Source organism: Corallococcus sp. AB030, assembly GCF_003668965.1.
Taxonomy (GTDB): Bacteria; Myxococcota; Myxococcia; order Myxococcales; family Myxococcaceae; genus Corallococcus; species Corallococcus exiguus.
Genome location: NZ_RAWQ01000049.1, coordinates 16,855 through 35,665, shown reverse-complemented (window position 1 = coordinate 35,665; position 18,811 = coordinate 16,855). Strand labels below are relative to the sequence as shown.

Annotated in this window: 16 protein-coding genes; 8 read left to right on the top strand and 8 right to left on the bottom strand. The window is 69.8% G+C overall.

Annotated elements, in window-relative coordinates; all coding sequences use genetic code 11:
• Positions 1-66: 66 nt before the first annotated feature.
• Entirely contained in the window at positions 67-618 is a 552-nt protein-coding gene (locus D7Y15_RS14565) for a hypothetical protein (RefSeq protein ID WP_120574562.1), read from the bottom strand.
• A gap of 18 nt (positions 619-636) precedes the next feature.
• Complete coding sequence (locus D7Y15_RS14560; RefSeq protein ID WP_233596595.1) at positions 637-1,236, bottom strand: hypothetical protein; 600 nt, start codon at positions 1,234-1,236, stop codon at positions 637-639.
• A gap of 325 nt (positions 1,237-1,561) precedes the next feature.
• Between D7Y15_RS14560 and D7Y15_RS14555 the strand changes: the two genes are divergently transcribed.
• The 4 genes from D7Y15_RS14555 (at position 1,562) to D7Y15_RS14540 (ending at position 7,279) form a co-directional block, all read left to right on the top strand.
• Positions 1,562-2,239 (top strand): carboxypeptidase regulatory-like domain-containing protein, encoded by a 678-nt coding sequence (locus tag D7Y15_RS14555; RefSeq protein ID WP_121752962.1) that lies wholly within the window; start codon positions 1,562-1,564, stop codon positions 2,237-2,239.
• Between the two features lie 2 nt (positions 2,240-2,241).
• Positions 2,242-2,967 carry a hypothetical protein gene (locus tag D7Y15_RS14550; protein WP_121752961.1) on the top strand — a complete coding sequence of 242 codons (726 nt, stop codon included), beginning with the start codon at positions 2,242-2,244 and terminating at the stop codon, positions 2,965-2,967.
• A 44-nt stretch (positions 2,968-3,011) separates the two neighbouring features.
• Positions 3,012-4,313 (top strand): hypothetical protein, encoded by a 1,302-nt coding sequence (locus D7Y15_RS14545; RefSeq protein WP_148712768.1) that lies wholly within the window; start codon positions 3,012-3,014, stop codon positions 4,311-4,313.
• Positions 4,314-4,474: 161 nt separating this feature from the next.
• Positions 4,475-7,279, top strand: coding sequence for a beta-propeller fold lactonase family protein (locus D7Y15_RS14540; RefSeq protein WP_121752959.1), 2,805 nt, complete (start codon positions 4,475-4,477; stop codon positions 7,277-7,279).
• A gap of 121 nt (positions 7,280-7,400) precedes the next feature.
• On the opposite strand, the gene D7Y15_RS14535 is transcribed toward D7Y15_RS14540, so the two are convergent.
• Positions 7,401-7,757, bottom strand: coding sequence for a DUF2019 domain-containing protein (locus D7Y15_RS14535; protein WP_120574592.1), 357 nt, complete (start codon positions 7,755-7,757; stop codon positions 7,401-7,403).
• Positions 7,751-9,313: a hypothetical protein gene (locus tag D7Y15_RS46570; protein WP_126934668.1), complete on the bottom strand. Its 1,563-nt coding sequence runs from the start codon at positions 9,311-9,313 to the stop codon at positions 7,751-7,753. Before D7Y15_RS46570 ends, D7Y15_RS14535 begins: the two co-directional genes overlap by 7 nt.
• 250 nt (positions 9,314-9,563) lie before the next feature.
• Between D7Y15_RS46570 and D7Y15_RS14525 the strand changes: the two genes are divergently transcribed.
• The 3 genes from D7Y15_RS14525 to D7Y15_RS14515 all read left to right on the top strand — a co-directional run bounded on the left by D7Y15_RS14525 (position 9,564) and on the right by D7Y15_RS14515 (position 11,842).
• Positions 9,564-10,133, top strand: a complete 570-nt coding sequence (locus tag D7Y15_RS14525; RefSeq protein ID WP_233596596.1) for a PadR family transcriptional regulator — start codon at positions 9,564-9,566, stop codon at positions 10,131-10,133.
• Positions 10,130-10,891, top strand: coding sequence for a siderophore-interacting protein (locus D7Y15_RS14520; RefSeq protein ID WP_121752957.1), 762 nt, complete (start codon positions 10,130-10,132; stop codon positions 10,889-10,891). The genes D7Y15_RS14525 and D7Y15_RS14520 overlap by 4 nt, the downstream gene beginning before the upstream one ends.
• Positions 10,892-10,981: 90 nt before the next feature.
• A complete protein-coding gene (locus D7Y15_RS14515) occupies positions 10,982-11,842 on the top strand; it encodes an alpha/beta fold hydrolase (protein WP_121752956.1) in 861 nt (286 codons plus the stop codon).
• Positions 11,843-11,845: 3 nt separating this feature from the next.
• On the opposite strand, the gene D7Y15_RS14510 is transcribed toward D7Y15_RS14515, so the two are convergent.
• On the bottom strand, positions 11,846-13,636 hold the full coding sequence (locus D7Y15_RS14510; RefSeq protein ID WP_121752955.1) for a hypothetical protein: 1,791 nt from the start codon (positions 13,634-13,636) through the stop codon (positions 11,846-11,848).
• 27 nt (positions 13,637-13,663) lie between these two features.
• Positions 13,664-14,026: a hypothetical protein gene (locus D7Y15_RS14505; RefSeq protein ID WP_120574572.1), complete on the bottom strand. Its 363-nt coding sequence runs from the start codon at positions 14,024-14,026 to the stop codon at positions 13,664-13,666.
• Positions 14,027-14,193: 167 nt separating this feature from the next.
• Between D7Y15_RS14505 and D7Y15_RS14500 the strand changes: the two genes are divergently transcribed.
• On the top strand, positions 14,194-15,597 hold the full coding sequence (locus D7Y15_RS14500) for an FAD-binding oxidoreductase (protein WP_121752954.1): 1,404 nt from the start codon (positions 14,194-14,196) through the stop codon (positions 15,595-15,597).
• Positions 15,598-15,621: 24 nt separating this feature from the next.
• On the opposite strand, the gene serA is transcribed toward D7Y15_RS14500, so the two are convergent.
• Both serA and D7Y15_RS14490 read right to left on the bottom strand, forming a co-directional pair.
• Entirely contained in the window at positions 15,622-16,875 is a 1,254-nt protein-coding gene (gene serA / locus D7Y15_RS14495) for a phosphoglycerate dehydrogenase (RefSeq protein WP_120574574.1), read from the bottom strand.
• 159 nt (positions 16,876-17,034) lie between these two features.
• Positions 17,035-18,696: a serine protease gene (locus D7Y15_RS14490; protein WP_120574575.1), complete on the bottom strand. Its 1,662-nt coding sequence runs from the start codon at positions 18,694-18,696 to the stop codon at positions 17,035-17,037.
• Between the last annotated feature and the right edge of the window lie 115 nt (positions 18,697-18,811).

Below are 18,811 nucleotides of genomic sequence, written 5' to 3'. Positions count from 1 at the left end.
TCCCGTCCAGCTTCCGGCCGACTCGCCGCCCCGGCCGCGTCCTGCGCCGGGGCGGGAGTGGAGGCTTCAGAACAGCAGGCCGAAGTAGTTGGCGCTCGCCTTGGCGCCCACGCAGACCTCGACGTCCGCGGTCCACGACTGCGTGGGGGGCGACCCCGTGGCCTGGAAGCGGAACTCCAGCTCCTCCTGCTTGGCCAGGTCCAGCACGTCCACCGCGCCGCTGCTGGTGAGCTCGAGCTTGTTCGTGGAGCCCCCGGTGCCGGTGCGCCGGAACTCGCCCAACTGCACGTACTCCGCGGAGCCCGGCTTGCGCACGGCGAGGCTGGCGCGCTCGATGCCGCTGATGTCCGTGCTGGCGGTGGCGTCGAAGAGCTTCAGCCGAAGCTCCGTCTCCACGTCGGCGTCCTCGGGCAGCGCGCTGGCGAAGTCACCCAGCGGAATCGTGAAGGACTGCTCCACGGAGCCGGCGATGGGCGGGGAGGCGGGGAAGGACAGGTCGTTCTCGGTCTTGCAGATGCGCTCGGCCTCCACCTCGATGGTGAAGAGCGAATCACAGCCCGTGCCCAACAGGGTCACGGCGCCAGCGAGCAGGAGGGTGCGGAAGGATTTCGTTCGCATGGTGAGAGGTCTCCTGGCTCAGAAGAAGTAGACGATGAAGCCCAGCTTCACCGACGGGATGGTGGCGCGCAGGTGCAGCGGTCCGGACGTGACGCTGTCGTCGCCGGAGGCGTCCTGGATGAGCGGCGTGGGCTCCGGCACGGTGAGCGCCACATAGCTCAGGCCCACGTTCAGGAAGAAGTTGAAGCGGCTCTTCGTGCCCACCTCCAGGCCCACGCTGCCCGTCACGTAGTTGTAGGTGACGTCGCGGATGGCCTCCGACGTGGAGCTCGGCTCGCGGCCCAGCCAGTCCAGCACCTCGCTGTACTCCGAACCGAAGTAGTGCCCGGCCTCCACGTTGAGGGTCGGCGCGATGAAGGTGTCTATCGGCAGGAGGGTCACACCGCCGCGCACGCCGATGCTGAGCGTGTTCGTGGTGGGGCCCGCTTGCAGCCGCAGCCAGTTCGTGGGGCGCACCACCGCGGACAGGCCGATGCCGTGCGGAGCGCCCGCGTCCAGCAGCAGGCCCACCCTGTGGGGCGCGTCGTCCTGGGCGAGCGCCGGAGTGGCGGTGCCCAACACCGCCAGGCACCCCAGGGCGATGCCGGAGGAGAGAAGGGAAGGGTGTCGTCGTCTCAAGGAAGAAGAGTCCATCGTCATGACGAAAGTTCCACGGTGAATGCCGGCCCAGCGGCCATTCTTCGCGGAAGGCGAGCAGGAAATGAAGTGCTTCACGCGAAACCCGTACGGGCTTTCCGGGATGCCCCGACCCGCGGTGGAGGGACTGCCCGGTTCCCGACACGCTGCGCTGTACCCCAGGACCTGGGAATGCGTGCAATGCCTGTCAAATCAAGGACGTCCTGTTCAATCCCCTGGGTGATGTCCAGCAAAACCTCTCGATGCGAGCGTATGATGAGAGGAAACGGTGACGTGGCATTCAGGGCCGGAAACCGGGGGGCCAAGGATGATCGACGAAGTCGATCTGCGCATGAGAGCGTGGGTGGGACGCATTGCCACGGACGCGCCGGTGCACCTGGGCGTGCCCGACCGCGAGGCCCTGGACCGGGGTGTCTGTCTTTACCTCCTGGAGCTGGGGCCGGCGCCCCTGACCCGGGCGGGGAAGCAGGGCGCCCTGCAGTTCACCGTCTGCTATCTGGTGACGGTGGGCGCGGAGACGCCCGAGCGCGCGCACCGGCTGCTGGGTGACCTGGTCTTCGCGGCCATGGGCGACAAGGAATTGGAGGTGGACCTGAGCCCGGTGCCGGCGGCGCTGTGGGCGGGTTTGCGCTCCGTGCCGCGTCCCTCCTTCCGCCTGCGGGTGCAGGTGCGCAAGGAGCAACCCCGGGCGGAGGTGCGATGTCTGTCATTGGTGGGCGGGGCGTCCGCGCAGGCCCCCCTGCTGGGTCGGGTGGTGGGGCCCGGTGACGTGCCCATCCGGGACGCGTGGGTGGCGCTGCCCTCGCTGCAGTTGAGCACGCGCACGGATGCGGAGGGGCACTTCCACTTTCCCCGCCCGCCGCGGGGGGAGTCGCTGGGCCGGCTGGAGGTGCGCGCGGAAGGGGAGCTGCTGTCGGTGGAGTCGGAGGGGCTGGCCACCGGGACGTCGCCGTGGATCATCCGGATGCCGGTGAAGGAGGAGTGACGATGCACGCGGCTCCGCCAGTCGAGGCCCTGGTGGCGCGGCCTCGCGCGCGGCGGCACCTTGCCTGGGTGCTGTCCCTGGCGCGGTGGTTGAAGACCTGGGCGGAGCGGGTGCTCGCGGAGCACGCCGCCGCGGTGACGAAGGCGGCGGTGGAGTTGGGAGGCGCGCGCGTGCGCTCGCTGCCCCTGCGCGAGCCGGCCGTGGTGCTGCTGCAGGTGCCCCTGTGGCCTCCCAGGGTGGAAGAGCCCCTGTCGCCGGAGCGCATGGACGCCGTGTCCACGCCGACGCTTGAGGACGCGCCCACGCCCCGCTTGAACACCCTGCGGTGCATCCCGATGGAGGGGGATGAGCCGGACGTGGAGCGCGAGGCCGTGTCGCTCCAGGTGGTGCCCCAGGTGCCCTTCGGATTCGACCCGGATGACCTTCTGCCCGCGGAGCCCGTGGCGGTGGTGGCCCCGGCGCCCTCGCCCGCGCTGTTGCTCCAGGCCGCCGCGCTTCCGAGCGAGGAGTTGCCGCCCGGCGTGCCTCGGCCGTTGCGGGTGGTGACGTCGTTTCCCAGGGACCCCGCGAGGGACCTCATCGCGCTCCTGAAGGAGTCGATGGGAACGCCGGACCAGCCGTCCGTACCCTGGTCGGAGGCGGCGCCGCCCTCGCCCGACGAGCCCGCTGATGCGAAGGAGGTGCTGCGTCAGTGTGAGCGATTGGAGCTGGAGCCGCCGGTCGAGTAACGGCGTGGGGGCTTGCAGTCCACGGCGCTATGCTGTCCCGCGCGATGCCCGAGCGGTTACGTCCCATCACTGCCCCGACAGGCCTCACGGTGGCGGACGTCGAGCGTCAGCTGGAGGGCCGCGCGGAGGTCCTCGCGGCGGCGCGGCGCCCGTATGCGGAGCTGGAGAAGGCGCTGTCCGGCCGGCGGTGGCGGCGGGTGCTGGTGCGGCGTCCGGAGTTGGTGCCCGCGCTCGTGGCCGAGGCTCGGACGGTGGTGGAGGCGCTGGAGCGCGTCCAGCGCCGCGCGGCTCAGGAGGCCTGGCCGGACGACACGCCCGTGGTGAAGGCGGCCCGGGAGTTGTCGGCCCGGCGGGAGCGGCTGACGCGGCTGGCCCGGCGCAGGCTGGATGTGCTGACGGTGGCGCGGGCGGACGTTTCGCTGGAAGAGGCGCTGACGCGGCTGGATGCGCTGGTGCGCCAACCCGCGAGCTGGGCGCTGAAGCCGGGCGAGGTGCTCGTCTTCGAGGACGATACCCGGCGAAGCTCGGACCCGAGCCTCGTGCCCATGTTCCTGAGGCAGGAAGTGTCGCCGCGTCTGGTGTTCGCCTTGGGAGCGCTGCCCGCGCTGGCCTTGCTGCTGTCATTCGTCCTCCCCAGGTCGATGATTGTCCCGGTGATGGCCTGCCTGGTGTCGGGCACCCTTGGCATCGTGGCATCCCAGCTCCTGCGTTCGGGGCGGATCCGGCTCACCAGCGAGCGGCTCATCTGGGCGCCGGTGTTCGGTGAGCCGCAGGAGGTGCGGCTGGGCAGCATTTCCCCTGACGGCTTCCGGCTGGAACAGAGTGTGGACCTCAAGGTAGAGGGAGATCGGCGACTCCATGCACGCTCCGTCCGCGGAGGCACGGCGGTCGCCCTGCTCGTGGAGCTGCACCGTCAGCCTCCACTGCGCGGCGCGGCCCGGGCGGGTGTGCGCCTGGACAGCGTGGCGCTGTTTCCCGCGAAGCTCGGCCGGCGTGAGGGGTTCTGCGTGTTGGGGCCCCAGGGACTTTCCTTCATTCCGGAGGGTAAGAGTCCCCAGGCCTTGAGCGCCGTCACCGGCAGGCCGACGGCGCTGCGCGACTTTGAATCGGACCAGGTGCTGGATGCGCTGCGCTGGCTGCCGGAGGCGGACTTCGACGCTTGCGTGTCGCGCATGGTGGAGGCCACCGGAGGCGTGGCCTGGGCCCGCGTGGACGCGCGCCATGTTCCGGGCTTCCCGGTGTGGCGGCGAATCCGCATCGAGCACCGGGGCCTGGCGCTGACCGGCCGGGTGCAATGGGACCAGCAGGATGCCGCCGAACGGATCCTGCGCGACTGGCCTCGTTGACGGCGGTCCGACCAGGGAACGCCCTTCACTGCGTACACAGGGAGGGAGTCGTTGCGCCGCGCAACGATTCCACCGGGTCCGGGTCCACCCGTCCCTCAATGTCAGACGCCACACCTACAGTGAAGCCGGGGTCCCCAGCCCCCCTTTCCCGAGAGACATTCATGAAAGCCAGACACCCGGCGGTGCGCCGCGTCTTCCAGCGCACCGCGTCCGCGGCGACGCTGCTGTTGGGCCTCGCCATGGGCAGCCCGTCGCACGCGCAGCACTTCACCGTTTTTGAAAGCGGCCAGGTGCGTCCCCTGGCCCTGTCTCCCAACGGCCAGTGGCTCTACGCCGTCAACACGCCGGACAACCGGTTGGAGATCTTCCAGGTGGGCACCAGCGGCCTCACCCACAAGGGCTCCGTGCCCGTGGGCCTGGAGCCCGTGGCCGTGGCCGCGCGCACCAACAACGAGGTGTGGGTGGTCAACCACCTGTCCGACAGCGTCAGCGTCGTGAAGGTGGACGCGAACGGACAGGGCGGCAGCGTGACGCGCACGCTGCTCGTGGGCGACGAGCCTCGCGACATCGTCTTCGCGGGCACTGGCAAGAAGCGCGCGTTCATCACCTCCGCGCACCGCGGACAGAACACCGGGTTCGACCCGCAGCTCACCACGCCGGGCGTCGGCCGCGCGGACGTCTGGGTGTTCGACTCGGACAGCCTGGGCACGACGCTGGGCGGTACGCCGCTCACCCGCCTCACCCTGTTCGGTGACACGCCTCGCGCGCTCGCGGCGACTCCGGACGGCAGCCGGGTGTACGCGGCCGCGTTCCACTCCGGCAACCGCACCTCCGTGGTCCACGAGAGCCTGGTGCCCAACGGCGGCGAGTCCGAGGGCGGCGTCCCCGGCCCCAACGTCAACCACCAGGGCATCCCCGCTCCGGAGGTCTCCGTCATCGTGAAGTACAACGGCGAGGACTGGTTGGACATGCTCAACCGCCCGTGGACGGACTCGCTCCGCTTCACCCTGCCGGACAAAGACGTCTTCGCCATCTCCGCCAACGCCAACCCGCCCGTGCAGGTGTCCGGCGCGTCGGGCACCTACGCGGGCGTGGGCACCATCCTGTTCAACATGGCCGTCAACCCGGTGAGCGGGAAGGTCTACGTGAGCAACACCGAGGCGCGAAACGACCTGCGCTTCGAGGGCCCCGGCACGATGACGGGCAACACCCTGCGCGGCCACCTGCACGAAAGCCGCATCACCGTGCTGGGCGGCCCCAGCGCGCCCTCCGTCACGCCCCGCCACCTCAACACGCACATCAACTACGCGGCCTGCTGCGCGGCCACGCCCAACACGGAGAGCGAGAAGAGCCTCGCGCAGCCCACGGGCATGGCGGTGACGTCCGACGGCGCCACGCTCTACGTCGCCGCGTTCGGCTCATCGAAGCTGGGCGTGTACGCGACGTCCCAGCTGGAGTCCGGCACCTTCACGCCCTCCACCGCGAACCAGGTCTCGCTGACGGGCGGCGGCCCCACCGGTCTGGTGCTGGATGAAGCCCGGGGGCGCGTGTACGTGCTCACCCGCTTCGACAACGCCATCTCCGTCGTCAACACCGCGACGAAGACGGAGGTCGCGCACCTGCCCATGTTCAACCCGGAGCCGGTCAGCGTGGTGCAGGGCCGCCCGTTCCTCTACGACGCGCGCAGCAGCTCCAGCCACGGAGACTCGTCCTGCGGCAGCTGCCACATCTTCGGCGACTTCGACAGCACCACCTGGGACCTGGGCAACCCGGACGGTGACGTGAAGGCGAGCTACAACCCCATCGTCCCGGTACTGCCGGAGTTCGGCACGGACCCCACGTTCGGCCAGGACACGTCCTTCCACCCGATGAAGGGCCCCCTGTCCACGCAGAGCCTGCGCGGCATGGCCAACCAGGGCCCCATGCACTGGCGAGGCGACCGCACTGGCGGCGACAGCGCGCCCAGCGTGCAGCCCAACAGCGGCACCTTCGACGAGGTCGCGGCGTTCAAGCAGTTCAACCCCGCGTTCAAGGACCTGCTGGGCCGCAGCGCGCAGCTGACGGAGACGGAGATGCAGAAGTTCTCCGACTTCATCCTCCAGGTCGTCTACCCGCCCAACCCCATCCGCAAGCTGGACAACTCGCTCACGGCTTCGCAGCAGGCGGGCAAGGACTTCTTCACGAACACGACCAGCTTCTTCCCGGGGTCGTGCGAGTCCTGCCACCGCGTGGACGTGAACGCGAACCCGGGCGAGGGCCCCTTCAAGGGCTTCTTCGGCACGGACGGCCGCAGCTCCTTCGACGCGGAGCCGCTGTTCCCCAAGGTCCCGCACCTGCGGAACCTGTACCAGAAGGTCGGCATGTTCGGCGCCGGCTTCCCCTTCGGCAACACGCCGGTGGATCCGTTCCTGGGGGACCAGGTGCGCGGCACGGGCTTCAACAGCGACGGCGCCATCCCCACGCTGTTCCTCTTCAACAGCGGCTTCGACTTCCACCCCATCTTCAATCAGGTGGGCATCCCGGACACGCCCGCGGGCTTCCAGGCGAAGAAGGACATGGAGCAGTACATGTTCGCCTTCGAGACCAACCTGGCGCCCATCGTCGGGCAGCAGGTGACGCTCACCGCGACCAACGCGGCGGTGGTGGGGACGCGCATCGACCTGCTGATGGCGCGCGCGGATGCGGGCGAATGCGACCTGGTGGCGAAGGGCCGCGCGGGTACGTACGAGATGGGCTTCCGCTACCTGGGCAGCGGGCAGTTCAAGGCGGACCGAGCGGCGCTGCCGCTGGTGCCGTCCGCGTCGCTGCGCTCGGGCGTGGCCGCGAGCCAGGGCGTGCTGACGTACACCTGCGCGCCGCTGGGCTCAGGCCTGCGCGTGGGCATCGACCGGGACCTGGACGGCTTCCTGGACGGTGATGAACGGGCCGCGGGCACCAACCCGGCGGACCCCGCCAGCCACCCGTAGCGGAGGACACTCGGCGGCCCGGGCACCTGTTGCCCGGGCCGTTTGTCAGCGTCAGTGCGATGTGCTCGGGGGGCAGAATGATCAGCGTGCCTCTGTCCTCAACGCCACGCGCCTTGGAAGATCATCCCGGATCCAGCGCCCAAACACCTGCTTCCCAGTTCTTCAGCACCTGCGCGGCTTCAAAGGCGATCAACCCTTCACCTTGCGCAGCCTCTTCTAGGACAGCCTTCGATTCGGCCGTCCGATGCCTCAAGAGGTATGCCGCCGCCATGGTGCTGACGTCCTTGTCAGGGTGCTTGAGCAGCACCGCAAGCGCATCCCGCCCCGCATCTCCCTGCCCCTTCAACTTCCGAACAGCAGCGATGTAACGATCCGCATGCTTGTTCCCCGCCTTGGCATCTCCACGCGCGATGGCTGCCGTCTGCGCTGACACGTTCAGCGCGAACTCCTCCACCCACTTTTCGAGGTCCGTCACCAGATTCCTCTCGTCACGTGCTGGATCGCCACCAATCCGAAGTCTCGTTGCGCTTCGAAGGATTGAGTGCTCAGCCACTGTCTCACAGTCAGGGTTTCCGAGTTCGTGAGTCTAGGCCGCTTCGACGAGTAGAGAGAACTCACTCCACTGTGAACATCCTTGCCAAGTGCGACGATGTTCTCGCTGTTGTGGAGAGCATGTGGCCCAAAGCGGGTCGCGTTCCCTTCGGTCTGCTCCACGATGTGGTGCCACTCCTTTCCGTCACCCGCAGGTCCCATGGCCCGCTTGAAGGACTTGAAGGACGAGTAACCCTTCGGCCCGCTTGAAGGACCTGTCCCTTGTGGGCCTCCATCGTCGCCACCTCCTGAGCCCGCGGAGTCATCAACGCGTTGGAGAATGATGGCCGCACCTGGCCCGCCGCTCAGCGCTGCCGCCGCGCGCCCCGCTGACACCGAGACGCGCTCCAACGCCAGCACGCCTTCCGCCGACATCGAGAGCACTGGCAGCGTGGCCTCCGCGCCCACCGCCATCCCCTTCAACGTCCGTGTCGTGGCCGACGCCGCGCCCCAGGTGACGAGCATCCCCGTCGTCAGTCGCGACACTTCGCGGATCTGCTCGCCACGGGTCATGGACTGGAAGCGCTCCCAGTACGCGGGCGATGCCGCGATGAGCGCCGCCACGCCCGCTGGCAGGTGGCTCAATCCCGCGATGCTGTCCACGGGGCGCGTGAGCAACTGTCCCAGCGCGTGGTACAGCTCCACGACGGCGTCCTCGGCTCCATCCAGGGTGCGGCTGATGACGTCCGCGTCGTCGTACACCTCGGCCAGGGGCCGCCAATCCGAAGCCTGAAGCTGCGCGTCCACGTTCCGGAAGACGCCGCCCTTACCGCTGTAGAAGCGGCCCAGTTCGAAGCCATGCGCTCGGAAGGCGCCGTCCTTCCATTCGACCGTTGCCACCTTCTGTTGGGTACTCCCGGTGAGTGCCCACGCGAGGTAGCCATCCGGTCTCAACACCGCGACCTGCTCCCGGGAGAATCGCTCCACCCGTCGCGACAGCTCCTTCCGGGTGACTTCGCCTCCCTCCATCACCTCGCGCAGGAGGAAGCCCGCGGCCATGCGAGGCGGGAAGGTGCTCAACGTGACGGGCTTGCCCAGGAGCACTCCCATCAGTCGCGCCGCTTGAGTAGGCGTCAGCGTGCCTCCCAGGGTGCGTTCGTCTCGCGCTTCCAGTCCCGCGTTCGTCAGCAACTGCTCCCAGGCATCCGGTTGCACGTCGTCGGAGCGGGTGACGTCCGCCAGGGCCACCGCACGAACGGGGCGTACCCCCGTCACCGCTTCGCGGACGGTCTTGCGGCGGTACAGGGGAGGCGCTTCCTCGCGGGGCGTGACCCTCGGCTCCGAGGCAGATGCACGCGGTGCCTCGTCGTTCGACGCTCGTACTCCAGGGGCGTCAGTCTCCGTGCGGGACGTGTAGCTCAGCGTCCTTCCGGGCCCGGGAGGCAACGAAGCGCAGCCGGTGAGGAGCAGTGCCATGCACCCGAGCAGGACGTCAGCGCGCATCGTCCACTCCCAGGCCCTTCACCGAACCGCCCGCCCGCGCTTGCCCATCGCTCTTGCCTCCTGGCTGCGCTCCGGTGCGGCGTGCAGAGCCCGTTCATAGCGGTCAGCCCTGACAAGCCCGCCAGACTGGGCGACGTATGACCCGAGGGCTGGCCCGGCAGGGTGCCCGCAGATCGGGTTGCACCAGATAATGCTGAGATATATCTCAGAGCCATCTGGAAGGTATCTTGAACCCCTGAGAGGACGCGACATGCGCGGCAGACACGGAAGAGACCGGGGCGACTCGGAGCACTGGCATCACCATGAGCGCGGGGAGGGCCACCGGGGGCGGCACGGCGGCCCCGGCGGTGGGCGGCATCGGATGTTCGAGGGCGGCGAGCTGCGCCTCGTCCTGCTCCACCTCATCAACGCGGAGCCCCGGCACGGGTACGACCTCATCCGGGCCATCGAGGGCTTGAGCCGGGGCGTGTATGCCCCCAGCCCCGGGGTCATCTACCCCACGCTCACCCTGCTCAAGGACATGGAGCTGGTGGGCGAGCCGGACACGACGGACACGCAGCGCAAGCTCTTCGCCATCACGGCACAGGGCAAGGCGCTGCTCGCGGAGAACGCGAAGGTAGTGGAGGGGCTGCTGCGACGGCTCGCGGAGGCCGGTGAGCTTCGCGAGCGCACGGACGCGGCTCCGGTCCGGCGCGCGATGCAGAACCTGAAGAGCGTGCTGTTCGACACGCTGTCGCCCGGCGTCGACAAGAAGGTCGTGCTCGACGTGGCGGCGTTGATCGACGAGGCCGCGCAGAAGATCGAGAGGCTCCGCTCATGAGCACCCAGGACCTGCATCAAATCGTTCGCGTGCGCCACGAGCTGCGGCGGCGCAGCCTGGTCGTCAGTGGCGTGGAGTCCGTGACGCCTCGCATGCGGCGCATCCACTTCGCGTCGCCGGACCTGGCGGACTTCAGCAGCCCGTCGCCAGATGACCACATCAAGCTGTTCTTCCCGCAGGCGGGGGAGCAGGTGATGCGTGACTTCACGCCTCGCGCCTACGACAACCGCGGCCAGACGCTGACCATCGACTTCGCGCTGCACGGCTCCGGTCCCGCGACGGAATGGGCCGCCGGCGCGAAGGTCGGCTCCACGCTGGAGATTGGCGGACCGAAGGGCTCGCAGCTCGTGCCCGATGACTTCGACTGGTACCTGCTGGTGGGCGATGAGAGCGCGCTGCCGGCGCTCGGCCGCCGGGTGGAGCTGCTGCGTCCGGGCGTCCCCGTGACGACCGTGGCGGTCGTGGCCCACGCGTCCGAGCAGCAGACCTTCGTCACGAAGGCCTCCTGGCACCCGACCTGGGTGGTGCGTGGAGAGCCGGGGCCCGGAGATGGCGCGCTGCTGCGGCGCGAACTGGCGAAGTTCACGCCTCCGCCGGGGGATGGCTTCGTGTGGCTGGCGGGCGAGGCGGAGTGGGTGCGCGAGCTGCGGACCTACGTCATCGAGGAGCGCGGCCACCCGGCGGAGTGGGTCAAGGCCGCGTCCTACTGGCACCGCGACGGGGATGACGGCCACGCGGGCCCGCGTCAGCGACACTGAGGGCTTGACCCCCAACGCGCAATGCCCGGCATCGAGGGGAAATACGGACCGTCGCAGGCGGTTGGACTCGCCACCTCGAAGGACGGGCACATGACCAGTGAAACGCAGACGGGAAGAATCTCCGGCAGCTTCCTCACCACGCGCGATGGCACCCAGCTCTATTTCAAGGACTGGGGCCCGAAGGAGGGTCCGCCCGTCGTCTTCTCGCACGGTTGGCCGCTCACGGCCGACGCGTTCGAGGGCCAGATGCTGTTCCTGTCCGAGCGCGGCTACCGCACCCTCGCCCATGACCGCCGGGGACACGGGCGTTCCTCCCAGCCGTGGGATGGCCACGACATGGACACGTATGCGGATGACCTGGCGGAGCTGACCTCCGCGCTGGGGCTGCGCAAGGCCGTCCACGTGGGCCACTCCACGGGCGGTGGTGAGGTGGTCCGCTACATCGGGCGCCACGGCACCGGGCGCGTGGCGAAGGCGGTGCTCATCGGCGCGGTGCCGCCCATCATGCTCAAGACGGACTGGCACCCCAAGGGTGTGCCCATGGAGGCCTTCGATGACATCCGCGCGGGCGTGCGCGGGGACCGCTCCAGCTTCTTCAAGGAGCTGAGCCTGGCGTTCTACGGCTTCAACCGGCCCGGCGCGAAGGTGTCGGAAGGGCTGCGCGAGAGCTTCCGCCTCCAGGGACTGATGGGCAGCCTCAAGGCCGAGTACGACTGCATCAAGGCCTTCTCCGAGACGGACTTCCGCGCCGACCTGGCCCGCATCGACGTGCCCACGCTGGTGATGCACGGCGATGACGACCAGATGGTCCCCATCGACGACTCGGCGCGCCTCACCGCCGCGCTCGTGAAGGGCGCGAAGCTCCAGGTCTTCCCCGGCTTCAGCCATGGCATGTGCTCCGTCAACCAGGACGTCATCAACGAAGCACTGCTGGCCTTCCTCGAGGCGTAGGGCTCACAGGTCCAGGATGAGGCTCAGCTCCTCCTCCGCGGCCTCGTCCGTCTGGACGGCGGCGTCCTGGTCATCCGAGTCATCCCCGTACCGCGACCAGCCGGCGAGCACCGATTGGCCGATGCACGTCATCTGCCGGGGCGTGGCCCCGACGCCGTCGGCGTCCTGGTCGCGGTAGAGGTAGGTCCACCGGTAGCGGGCCGCGTCCGCGTCATCGCAGTCCTGGCCCACGGCCTTGAAGAAGTAGGGCGCGGGCAACGCCTGTCCCGAGCAGACGAACTGCGCGGGGATGGGCGCGGTGACGCCGTCCCCATCCCGGTCCGCGTGGAGGGCCGTCAGCTTCTGCCAGCGCGCCGCATCCTCCTCGGCGCAGTCCGTGCCACGGTCGGACCAGGGGCTGGGAACCTGGCCGTTGGTGCAGAGGACCGTCGGTGCTCCCGCGCCCACGCCGTCTCCATCCGTGTCCGAGTAGGCCTTCAGGCTCCGGTAGACGGTGGCGTTCGAGTCGTCGCAGTCCTCGCCCGACAGCGGCTGGGAGGCATGGCCCGCGGGCAGGGTCGTGCCCGAGCAGACCGTACCGCTCTGGGCCACGGTGTACGTGTCGCCGTCGGCGTCCCGGTGGGTGAAGCTCCGCATCCGCCACGCGGTCGCGTCCTGGGGCGCGCAGTCGGTGTCCTGCGTGGAGTAGCCCGTGGGCACGGTCGCCCCGCCACAGACGGAGACCGCCACGCCGGACCCCACGCCGTCCGCGTCCGCGTCCGCGTGGACGCTCCAGGTGAAGTACACCGCTCCGTTCGCGTCATCACAGTCGTCGTCGCGCTCCTCCCAGGCATAGCCCGCGGGCAGCCAGAAGCCGCTGCACACCTCGCCCTTCGCCGGTGCCAGGCGGCCGTCGCCATCCGCATCCCGCGCGGCGTAGTACAGATGCCGCCAGCGGGTGCCGTCACCTGGCGCGCAGTCCCCGCCCCGGAAGGTCTCTCCTGGCGCGGACTCCCCCGGACCCGCGCAGCGGAGCACCGGCGCTCCGTCGCCGTAGCCATCCCCGTCCGGATCCAACCAGCGCTCGACCCGGACCGTGCGATTCGCGTCGCGGTCGTCGCAGTCCTCCGGGTCGGACACGGTGTCGTAGCCCAAGGGCGGCTGCTCGCCCGAGCACACCGTGCCCTCCATCGCCACCGCGAGTCCGTCCCCGTCCGCGTCCCGGTGCGTGAAGGGGAGCATCCGCCAGCGCTTCGAATCTCCGGGCGCGCAGTCGCCCTCGGTGAGTGCGTACCCCGAGGGCGGCGGGCGTCCCCGGCTCGGGCACCACGCGATGGCCATCCCCGCGCCCACGCCGTCCCCGTCCGTGTCCGCCCACACCTGTGACAGGGCCGACACCTCCGCATCCCCGTCATCGCAGTCAGGCGCGCCCGGCTGCTCCTGGTAGCCCGCGACCGTGGCTCCCACGCAGGCCGTCACCGGCCCCGTGCCCGTGGCCCCGTCTCCGTCCGCGTCTGGATACAGCCCCGGCACCGAGCGCCAGCGGGTGGCATCCCCGGGGGCGCAGTCACCCGCCTCCTGGGCCCAACCCTTTGTCGTGTCGCCTACGCAGGTGACGGGCTGGGCCGCGTCTCCAATGCCGTCCCCGTCCGTGTCCGCGTAGCCCGTGACGGCCCGCCACATGGTGGGGTTCGCGTCATCGCAGTCCAGCTCCGCCGGATGGCCGTCGCCGTCCAGGTCCCGGGGACCCACGCCGCCACCACAGCCAAGCTGGAGTCCCAGGGCGAGCCACACCCACGTCCGCATCATGCGCATCCGCGTGTCCATGGAAGAGGGCCCGGGCTACTGGCGGGTCAGCGTGCAGGTCACGTAGTTGGTGGCGGAGTTCTCCCACTTCCACGTGAACAGGAAGCGCCCTGGCCGGGTCATGGCGAGCAGCGCCAGCCGGTCACACCGTTCCGCCTCCACGGAGACGCTCGCCTCGTTCGAGTACCCCCCCGCCCAGAACCGGAAGGTGCGCGGCGTGCTCTCTCCCACGAGCGTCCCGGTGACTTCGAGCGCCATGGGGCCCGTGGTGTAGGAGTCCACCGTCGCGAAGACATAGGGCACGCCCCAGTCGGGCTGCTCCGGCTGGGTCTGGGCCCGGGCGGTGCTCGGAGCAAGGAACAGGGTGGCCAGCAGGGCGAGTGCGCGGAGCGACGACATGGATGTTCCTCGAAAGGGCAGGGCCGCGACGGGGGCGCGGCGTCCGAGCCCTATACGGAGAGAGCCGGACTCCTTGGCTCTTTTCCGGCCCGGCATGCGTCAGGCCCCGTGCGCCGGGGCGCCGCCGGGCTTGTCATGCCCCGGGGGCTGCAATACGCCTTGGACCCATGTCCACCGCCGCGCTGCCCGCCGACTTCCTCCGCGCCATCGCCGAGTCCTTCCCCGCCGACTTCCTCACCCGGGAGCCCGCGGAGCTCCAGGAGTACGGCCGCGACTGGACGCGCGTGTACGCCCCTGCGCCGGGTGCGGTGGTCTTTCCTCGCACCACGGAGGAGGTGGCCCGCTTCGTGGCGCTGTGCCACCAGCACCGCGTTGCCTTGGTGCCCTCCGGCGGGCGCACGGGCCTGGCGGGCGGGGCGGTGGCCATGCACGGCGAGGTGGTGCTGTCGCTCAAGCGGATGACCCGCATGGAGCCCGTGGACCTGTTGGGCAACACGGTGCGCGTGCAGGCCGGCGCGGTGACGGAAGGAGTGCACCAGCACTGCGCGCCGCACGGGCTCACCTGGCCGGTGGACTTCGCGTCCAAGGGCAGCAGCACCGTGGGCGGCAACATCGCCACCAACGCGGGCGGCGTGAAGGTCATTCGCTACGGCCTCACCCGGCAGTGGGTGCTGGGCCTCCAGGTGGTGACGGCGCAGGGGCAGGTGCTGGAGCTCAACGGCGCGCTGGAGAAGAACAACACCGGCGCGGACCTGCGCCAGCTCTTCATCGGCAGCGAGGGCACGCTGGGCGTCATCACGGAGGCCACGCTCAAGCTGACGCGGCTGCCCGGCAAGCAGGACGTCTTCCTCTTCGCGGTGCCGGACGTGGCCGCCGTGCTGCGGCTGTTCCGAGACGCGCGCCAGGCGCCGCTGGTGCTCTCCGCCTACGAGTTCTTCACCGACAAGTGCCTGGCCCGCGTGCAGCGCCACCGCAAGCTGCGCTCGCCCTTCGAGGCCCCCAGCGGCTGCTACGTCCTGCTGGAGTCCGAGGGCGGTGACCCGGCGGCGGTGGAGGCGTGGCTCGGCTCCCTCTTCGAGCGCGGGCTCGTCACCGACGGCACCCAGGCGCAGGGCGCGGCGCAGGCGCAGGAGCTGTGGTCCCTGCGCGAGTCCATCAGCGAGAGCCTGTCCGCCACGGGCGTGCTGCACAAGAACGACATCTCCCTGCCGGTGGCGAACCTGGAGGCGTTCTGCGCGGAGCTGGATGCCATCTTCGCCAGCCGCTACCCGGGCTGGGAGATCTGCCTCTTCGGCCACATCGGTGACGGCAACCTGCACGTCAACGTGATGAAGCCGGACGCGGTGGAGAAGGCGGACTTCTTCGCCCACGCGAAGCAGTCCGACCACGCCATGTTCGACCTCGTGCGCAAGCACGGCGGCAGCATCTCCGCCGAGCACGGCATCGGCCTGCTCAAGAAGGACTATCTGGACTACACGCGCGCGCCCGGGGAGATGGAGCTCTTGCGCACCCTCAAGCGCGCGTTGGACCCCGCGGGCATCCTCAACCCGGGGAAGATTTTGGACGCCTGAGGGCGCGGTCCAGCGCCCGGCGTTTCAGGACACGATGCGCGTCTTGATGTCCGTCTCCAGCCCGGCGATGGCCTCGCACACCTGGCGGGACACGTCCTGGTCCAGGTCCATCACCAGGTAGCCCACGTTCGCGTCCGTGCTCAGCACCTGCGCGTGGATGTTGGCGTTCAGGTCGGACACGATGCGGTTGATGTCACGCAGCACGCCCGGCGTGTTGCGGTGCACGTTGATGATGCGGTGGGTGCCCGGGTTGATGGGCGCCTCCACGTTGGGGAAGTTCACCGCACCCGTCGTCGCGCCGCCCTTCACGAACTTGAGCAGCGACGTGGCCACCTCCTTGCCAATGGACGCCTGCGCCTCCTCCGTGGACCCGCCGATGTGCGGCGTGAGCACCACGTTGGGCAGCCCCTGCAGCTCCGTCACGAAGCCGTCGGAATTGCCCTCCGGCTCCTCCGGATACACGTCCACCGCCGCGCCGCCCAGGTGCTTGGAACGCAGCGCCTGCGCCAGCGCCGGGATGTCCACCACCGTGCCGCGGCTGGCGTTGATGAGGCACGCGCCCGGCTTCATGGCGGCCAGCTGCTCCGCGCCCATCATCAGGTGAGTGGAGGCCAGCGCCGGCACGTGCAGCGTCACGAAGTCGGACTCCGCCAGCAGCGCGTTCAGCGTGGCCACCGACCGCGAGTTGCCCAGCGGCAGCTTCGTCATCACGTCGTAGTAGAGGACGCGCATGCCCAGCGCCTCCGCCAGCACGCCCAGCTGCGAGCCGATGTGCCCGTAGCCGATGATGCCCAGCGTCTTGCCGCGCACCTCGTGGCTGCCCGTGGCCACCTTGCGCCACTGCCCCGTGTGCACCTCGCGGCTGCGGTCGAAGAGCTGGCGCGTCAGCACCACCACCTCCGCCAGCACCATCTCCGCCACGCTGCGCGTGTTGCTGAACGGCGCGTTGAACACCGGCACGCCGTGCACGCTGGAGGCGAGCAGGTCCACCTGGTTCGTGCCGATGCAGAAGGCCCCAATCGCCAGCAGGTCCTCCGCGTACTTCAGCGCCTCCTCCGGCACCGTCGTCTTGCTGCGGATGCCCAGCAGGTGCACGCCCCTGAGCCGCTCCGCCAGGTCCTCCGGCTTGAGCGCGGCGGACAGCCGCTCCACCTCGAAACCCTCCACCTTCAGCATCTCCTGGGCCGAGGCGTGGATGTTCTCCAGCAGCAGGACTCGCAGCGGACCCTCGGTGCTCACGGGGCGGCGGGGCGACGGCGGGAAGCGGGGTGTGCTCATGGCGCCTTGCGTTAGACCTCGCCCTCCAAGGTGTCAAGCCTCGGGTGGGGAGGGAAGCCCCCGGGGCAGGAGCGGCTGGGCGCCAAAAGACACCGGGCCCGTCCCTCCCCGTATCACGAGGGAGCGACAGGCCCGGAAGGACAGCTCAGGCGCGGGAGGCTACTGGAGGGTCCAGGCCAGCGTGCCGCTGCACGCCTCGCTGCCGAAGCAGCCCACGCGAATCTGGTACGCGCCGCCCGCGCTCGCCGGCGCGGTGTAGGACGCGCGGGACAGCGAGCCGCAGCCGGAGGCGTCGTCGTTGAACGTCACCTGCTGGCCGGCGGCGTTGAACAGGCGCACCACCGTGTCACCGGTGCCCGTCGCGCTCCCCACGCCGCAGCTGCCGAAGGTCAGCGTCTGGCCGGGGGCGATGTCCACGTTCGCGTTCTGCGTGTTGCGCGTGGCGTTGGCGGTGTCGCTGACGTTGAAGGCCTGGGTGCCGCTCGCGGGCGTCGTCGTGCCGCCCGAGACAATCTCCCACGCCACCGTGCCGGCGCAGCTGCCGGCCTGGTAGCAACCGGCGCGGACTTCATAGGTGCCCGCGACGCTGGCCGTGTAGCTGATCTTCGAACCGTAGCCGCTGCCGCAGCCGTCGTCGTTGGAGGCGACCTCCGTGCCCGTCGGGCCGCGCAGGCGCAGGAAGGAGTCCCCGCTGGTGAGGGCCGCGCCGGTGACGCCGCAGGTGCCCACGGTGAGCTTGTCGCCGGCCTTGAGCGTCACCGTGCCGTTGATGGTGCTGCGCGTGGCGCTGGAGGTGTTGGACGCGGTGAAGACGTAGTTGGTCGCGGGGGGCGGCGTGGTGTTGCACAGCCGCACGTTGGTGTTGGCCGCGCAGAACGCCGTGATGGCCTGGTTCACGTAGGTGATCTCCTCACCACCGCAACCCGTCTCCGAGCACACGTTGACCTCGTAGCAGCCCTGGCCCGAGCGCAGCACGTAGTCCTCGTCGCCGCGCACCAGGATGCCCGCGATGGTGTTGGTGGCCGTCTCGTACACGGCGGAGCCGGAGTTGCCCGCGAAGGTGTCCGTGGTCGCGACGAAGTAGTCCTTGAGGCCGGAGTTGACCGCGCGGACGGAGCCGCCCGAGTCGATCTTCACCGGGAGACCGCTGCCGCTGCCGATGACGGCCACGTTCTGGCCCACGGTCATCGCGGTGTTGCCCGCGCGCACCGGAGCGGGGGTGAAGCGCGGCGCCGCCGAGCGGTCCATCCGGATGATGGCGTAGTCCAGGTCGCCGGCGCTGTTCGACGACTGCCGGCGCACCACGATGCTCTTGCAGGAGAAGACGTCCTGGCTGGTGATGGTCTCCAGCGTGTTCTCCGACGTCTTGTAGAACTTGAAGACGAAGCGCGTGTCGGCGCACTCCGCCGCGCTCGTCACGCAGTGGCCCGCGGTCAGCACCAGGTCATCGTCGATGAGCGTGCCCGAGCAGAAGGCCGGCGCCGGGTCGTTGTAGAAGCGCTGGTCGGTGCACAGGCCCTCCCACTCACTCAGCGGCGTCTGGTCCACGATGATGTTGTTCGGGTTCGAGTCGTCGATGAAGTCCGGCGTCAGCAGCGCCACGGTGGACTGACGCGCCCGGTCCTGCAGGGTCGCGCTGGGGTGCGCGTAGACTTCCATGCGGTCGTCGTTGCCGTAGACGACCGGCGCGTTCGACTCGTTCAGCGCGGGCTGCTGCTCCGGCGAACCGGACTCGGGAGCCGGCCCGCAGGCCAGGGCGGTGAGGGTACAGAACAGGGTGCCGAGCAGCTTCGCGCGGCGGGCGGGGGCGGACACGGACATGCGGGGTGACTCCTGACGGGTACGGCGACAGATACAGCGAAGAAAGGGGGTGTTACTGGAAGACGTAGACGGACCCGTGCGGTCGCATGGAAGGACCGGGGGGTAGGGGATGTCG

Excerpts from the sequence above, each read along its gene's own strand:
- D7Y15_RS14550 (WP_121752961.1), top strand. The coding sequence starts at position 2,242 with ATGCACGCGGCTCCGCCAGTCGAGGCCCTGGTGGCGCGGCCTCGCGCG.
- D7Y15_RS14525 (WP_233596596.1), top strand. The coding sequence starts at position 9,564 with ATGCGCGGCAGACACGGAAGAGACCGGGGCGACTCGGAGCACTGGCAT.
- D7Y15_RS14545 (WP_148712768.1), top strand. The coding sequence starts at position 3,012 with ATGCCCGAGCGGTTACGTCCCATCACTGCCCCGACAGGCCTCACGGTG.
- D7Y15_RS14500 (WP_121752954.1), top strand. The coding sequence starts at position 14,194 with ATGTCCACCGCCGCGCTGCCCGCCGACTTCCTCCGCGCCATCGCCGAG.
- D7Y15_RS14515 (WP_121752956.1), top strand. The coding sequence starts at position 10,982 with ATGACCAGTGAAACGCAGACGGGAAGAATCTCCGGCAGCTTCCTCACC.
- D7Y15_RS14505 (WP_120574572.1), bottom strand. The coding sequence starts at position 14,026 with ATGTCGTCGCTCCGCGCACTCGCCCTGCTGGCCACCCTGTTCCTTGCT.
- D7Y15_RS14520 (WP_121752957.1), top strand. The coding sequence starts at position 10,130 with ATGAGCACCCAGGACCTGCATCAAATCGTTCGCGTGCGCCACGAGCTG.
- D7Y15_RS14540 (WP_121752959.1), top strand. The coding sequence starts at position 4,475 with ATGAAAGCCAGACACCCGGCGGTGCGCCGCGTCTTCCAGCGCACCGCG.
- D7Y15_RS14555 (WP_121752962.1), top strand. The coding sequence starts at position 1,562 with ATGATCGACGAAGTCGATCTGCGCATGAGAGCGTGGGTGGGACGCATT.
- D7Y15_RS14510 (WP_121752955.1), bottom strand. The coding sequence starts at position 13,636 with ATGCGCATGATGCGGACGTGGGTGTGGCTCGCCCTGGGACTCCAGCTT.
- serA (WP_120574574.1), bottom strand. The coding sequence starts at position 16,875 with ATGAGCACACCCCGCTTCCCGCCGTCGCCCCGCCGCCCCGTGAGCACC.
- D7Y15_RS14565 (WP_120574562.1), bottom strand. The coding sequence starts at position 618 with ATGCGAACGAAATCCTTCCGCACCCTCCTGCTCGCTGGCGCCGTGACC.
- D7Y15_RS46570 (WP_126934668.1), bottom strand. The coding sequence starts at position 9,313 with ATGCGCGCTGACGTCCTGCTCGGGTGCATGGCACTGCTCCTCACCGGC.
- D7Y15_RS14490 (WP_120574575.1), bottom strand. The coding sequence starts at position 18,696 with ATGTCCGTGTCCGCCCCCGCCCGCCGCGCGAAGCTGCTCGGCACCCTG.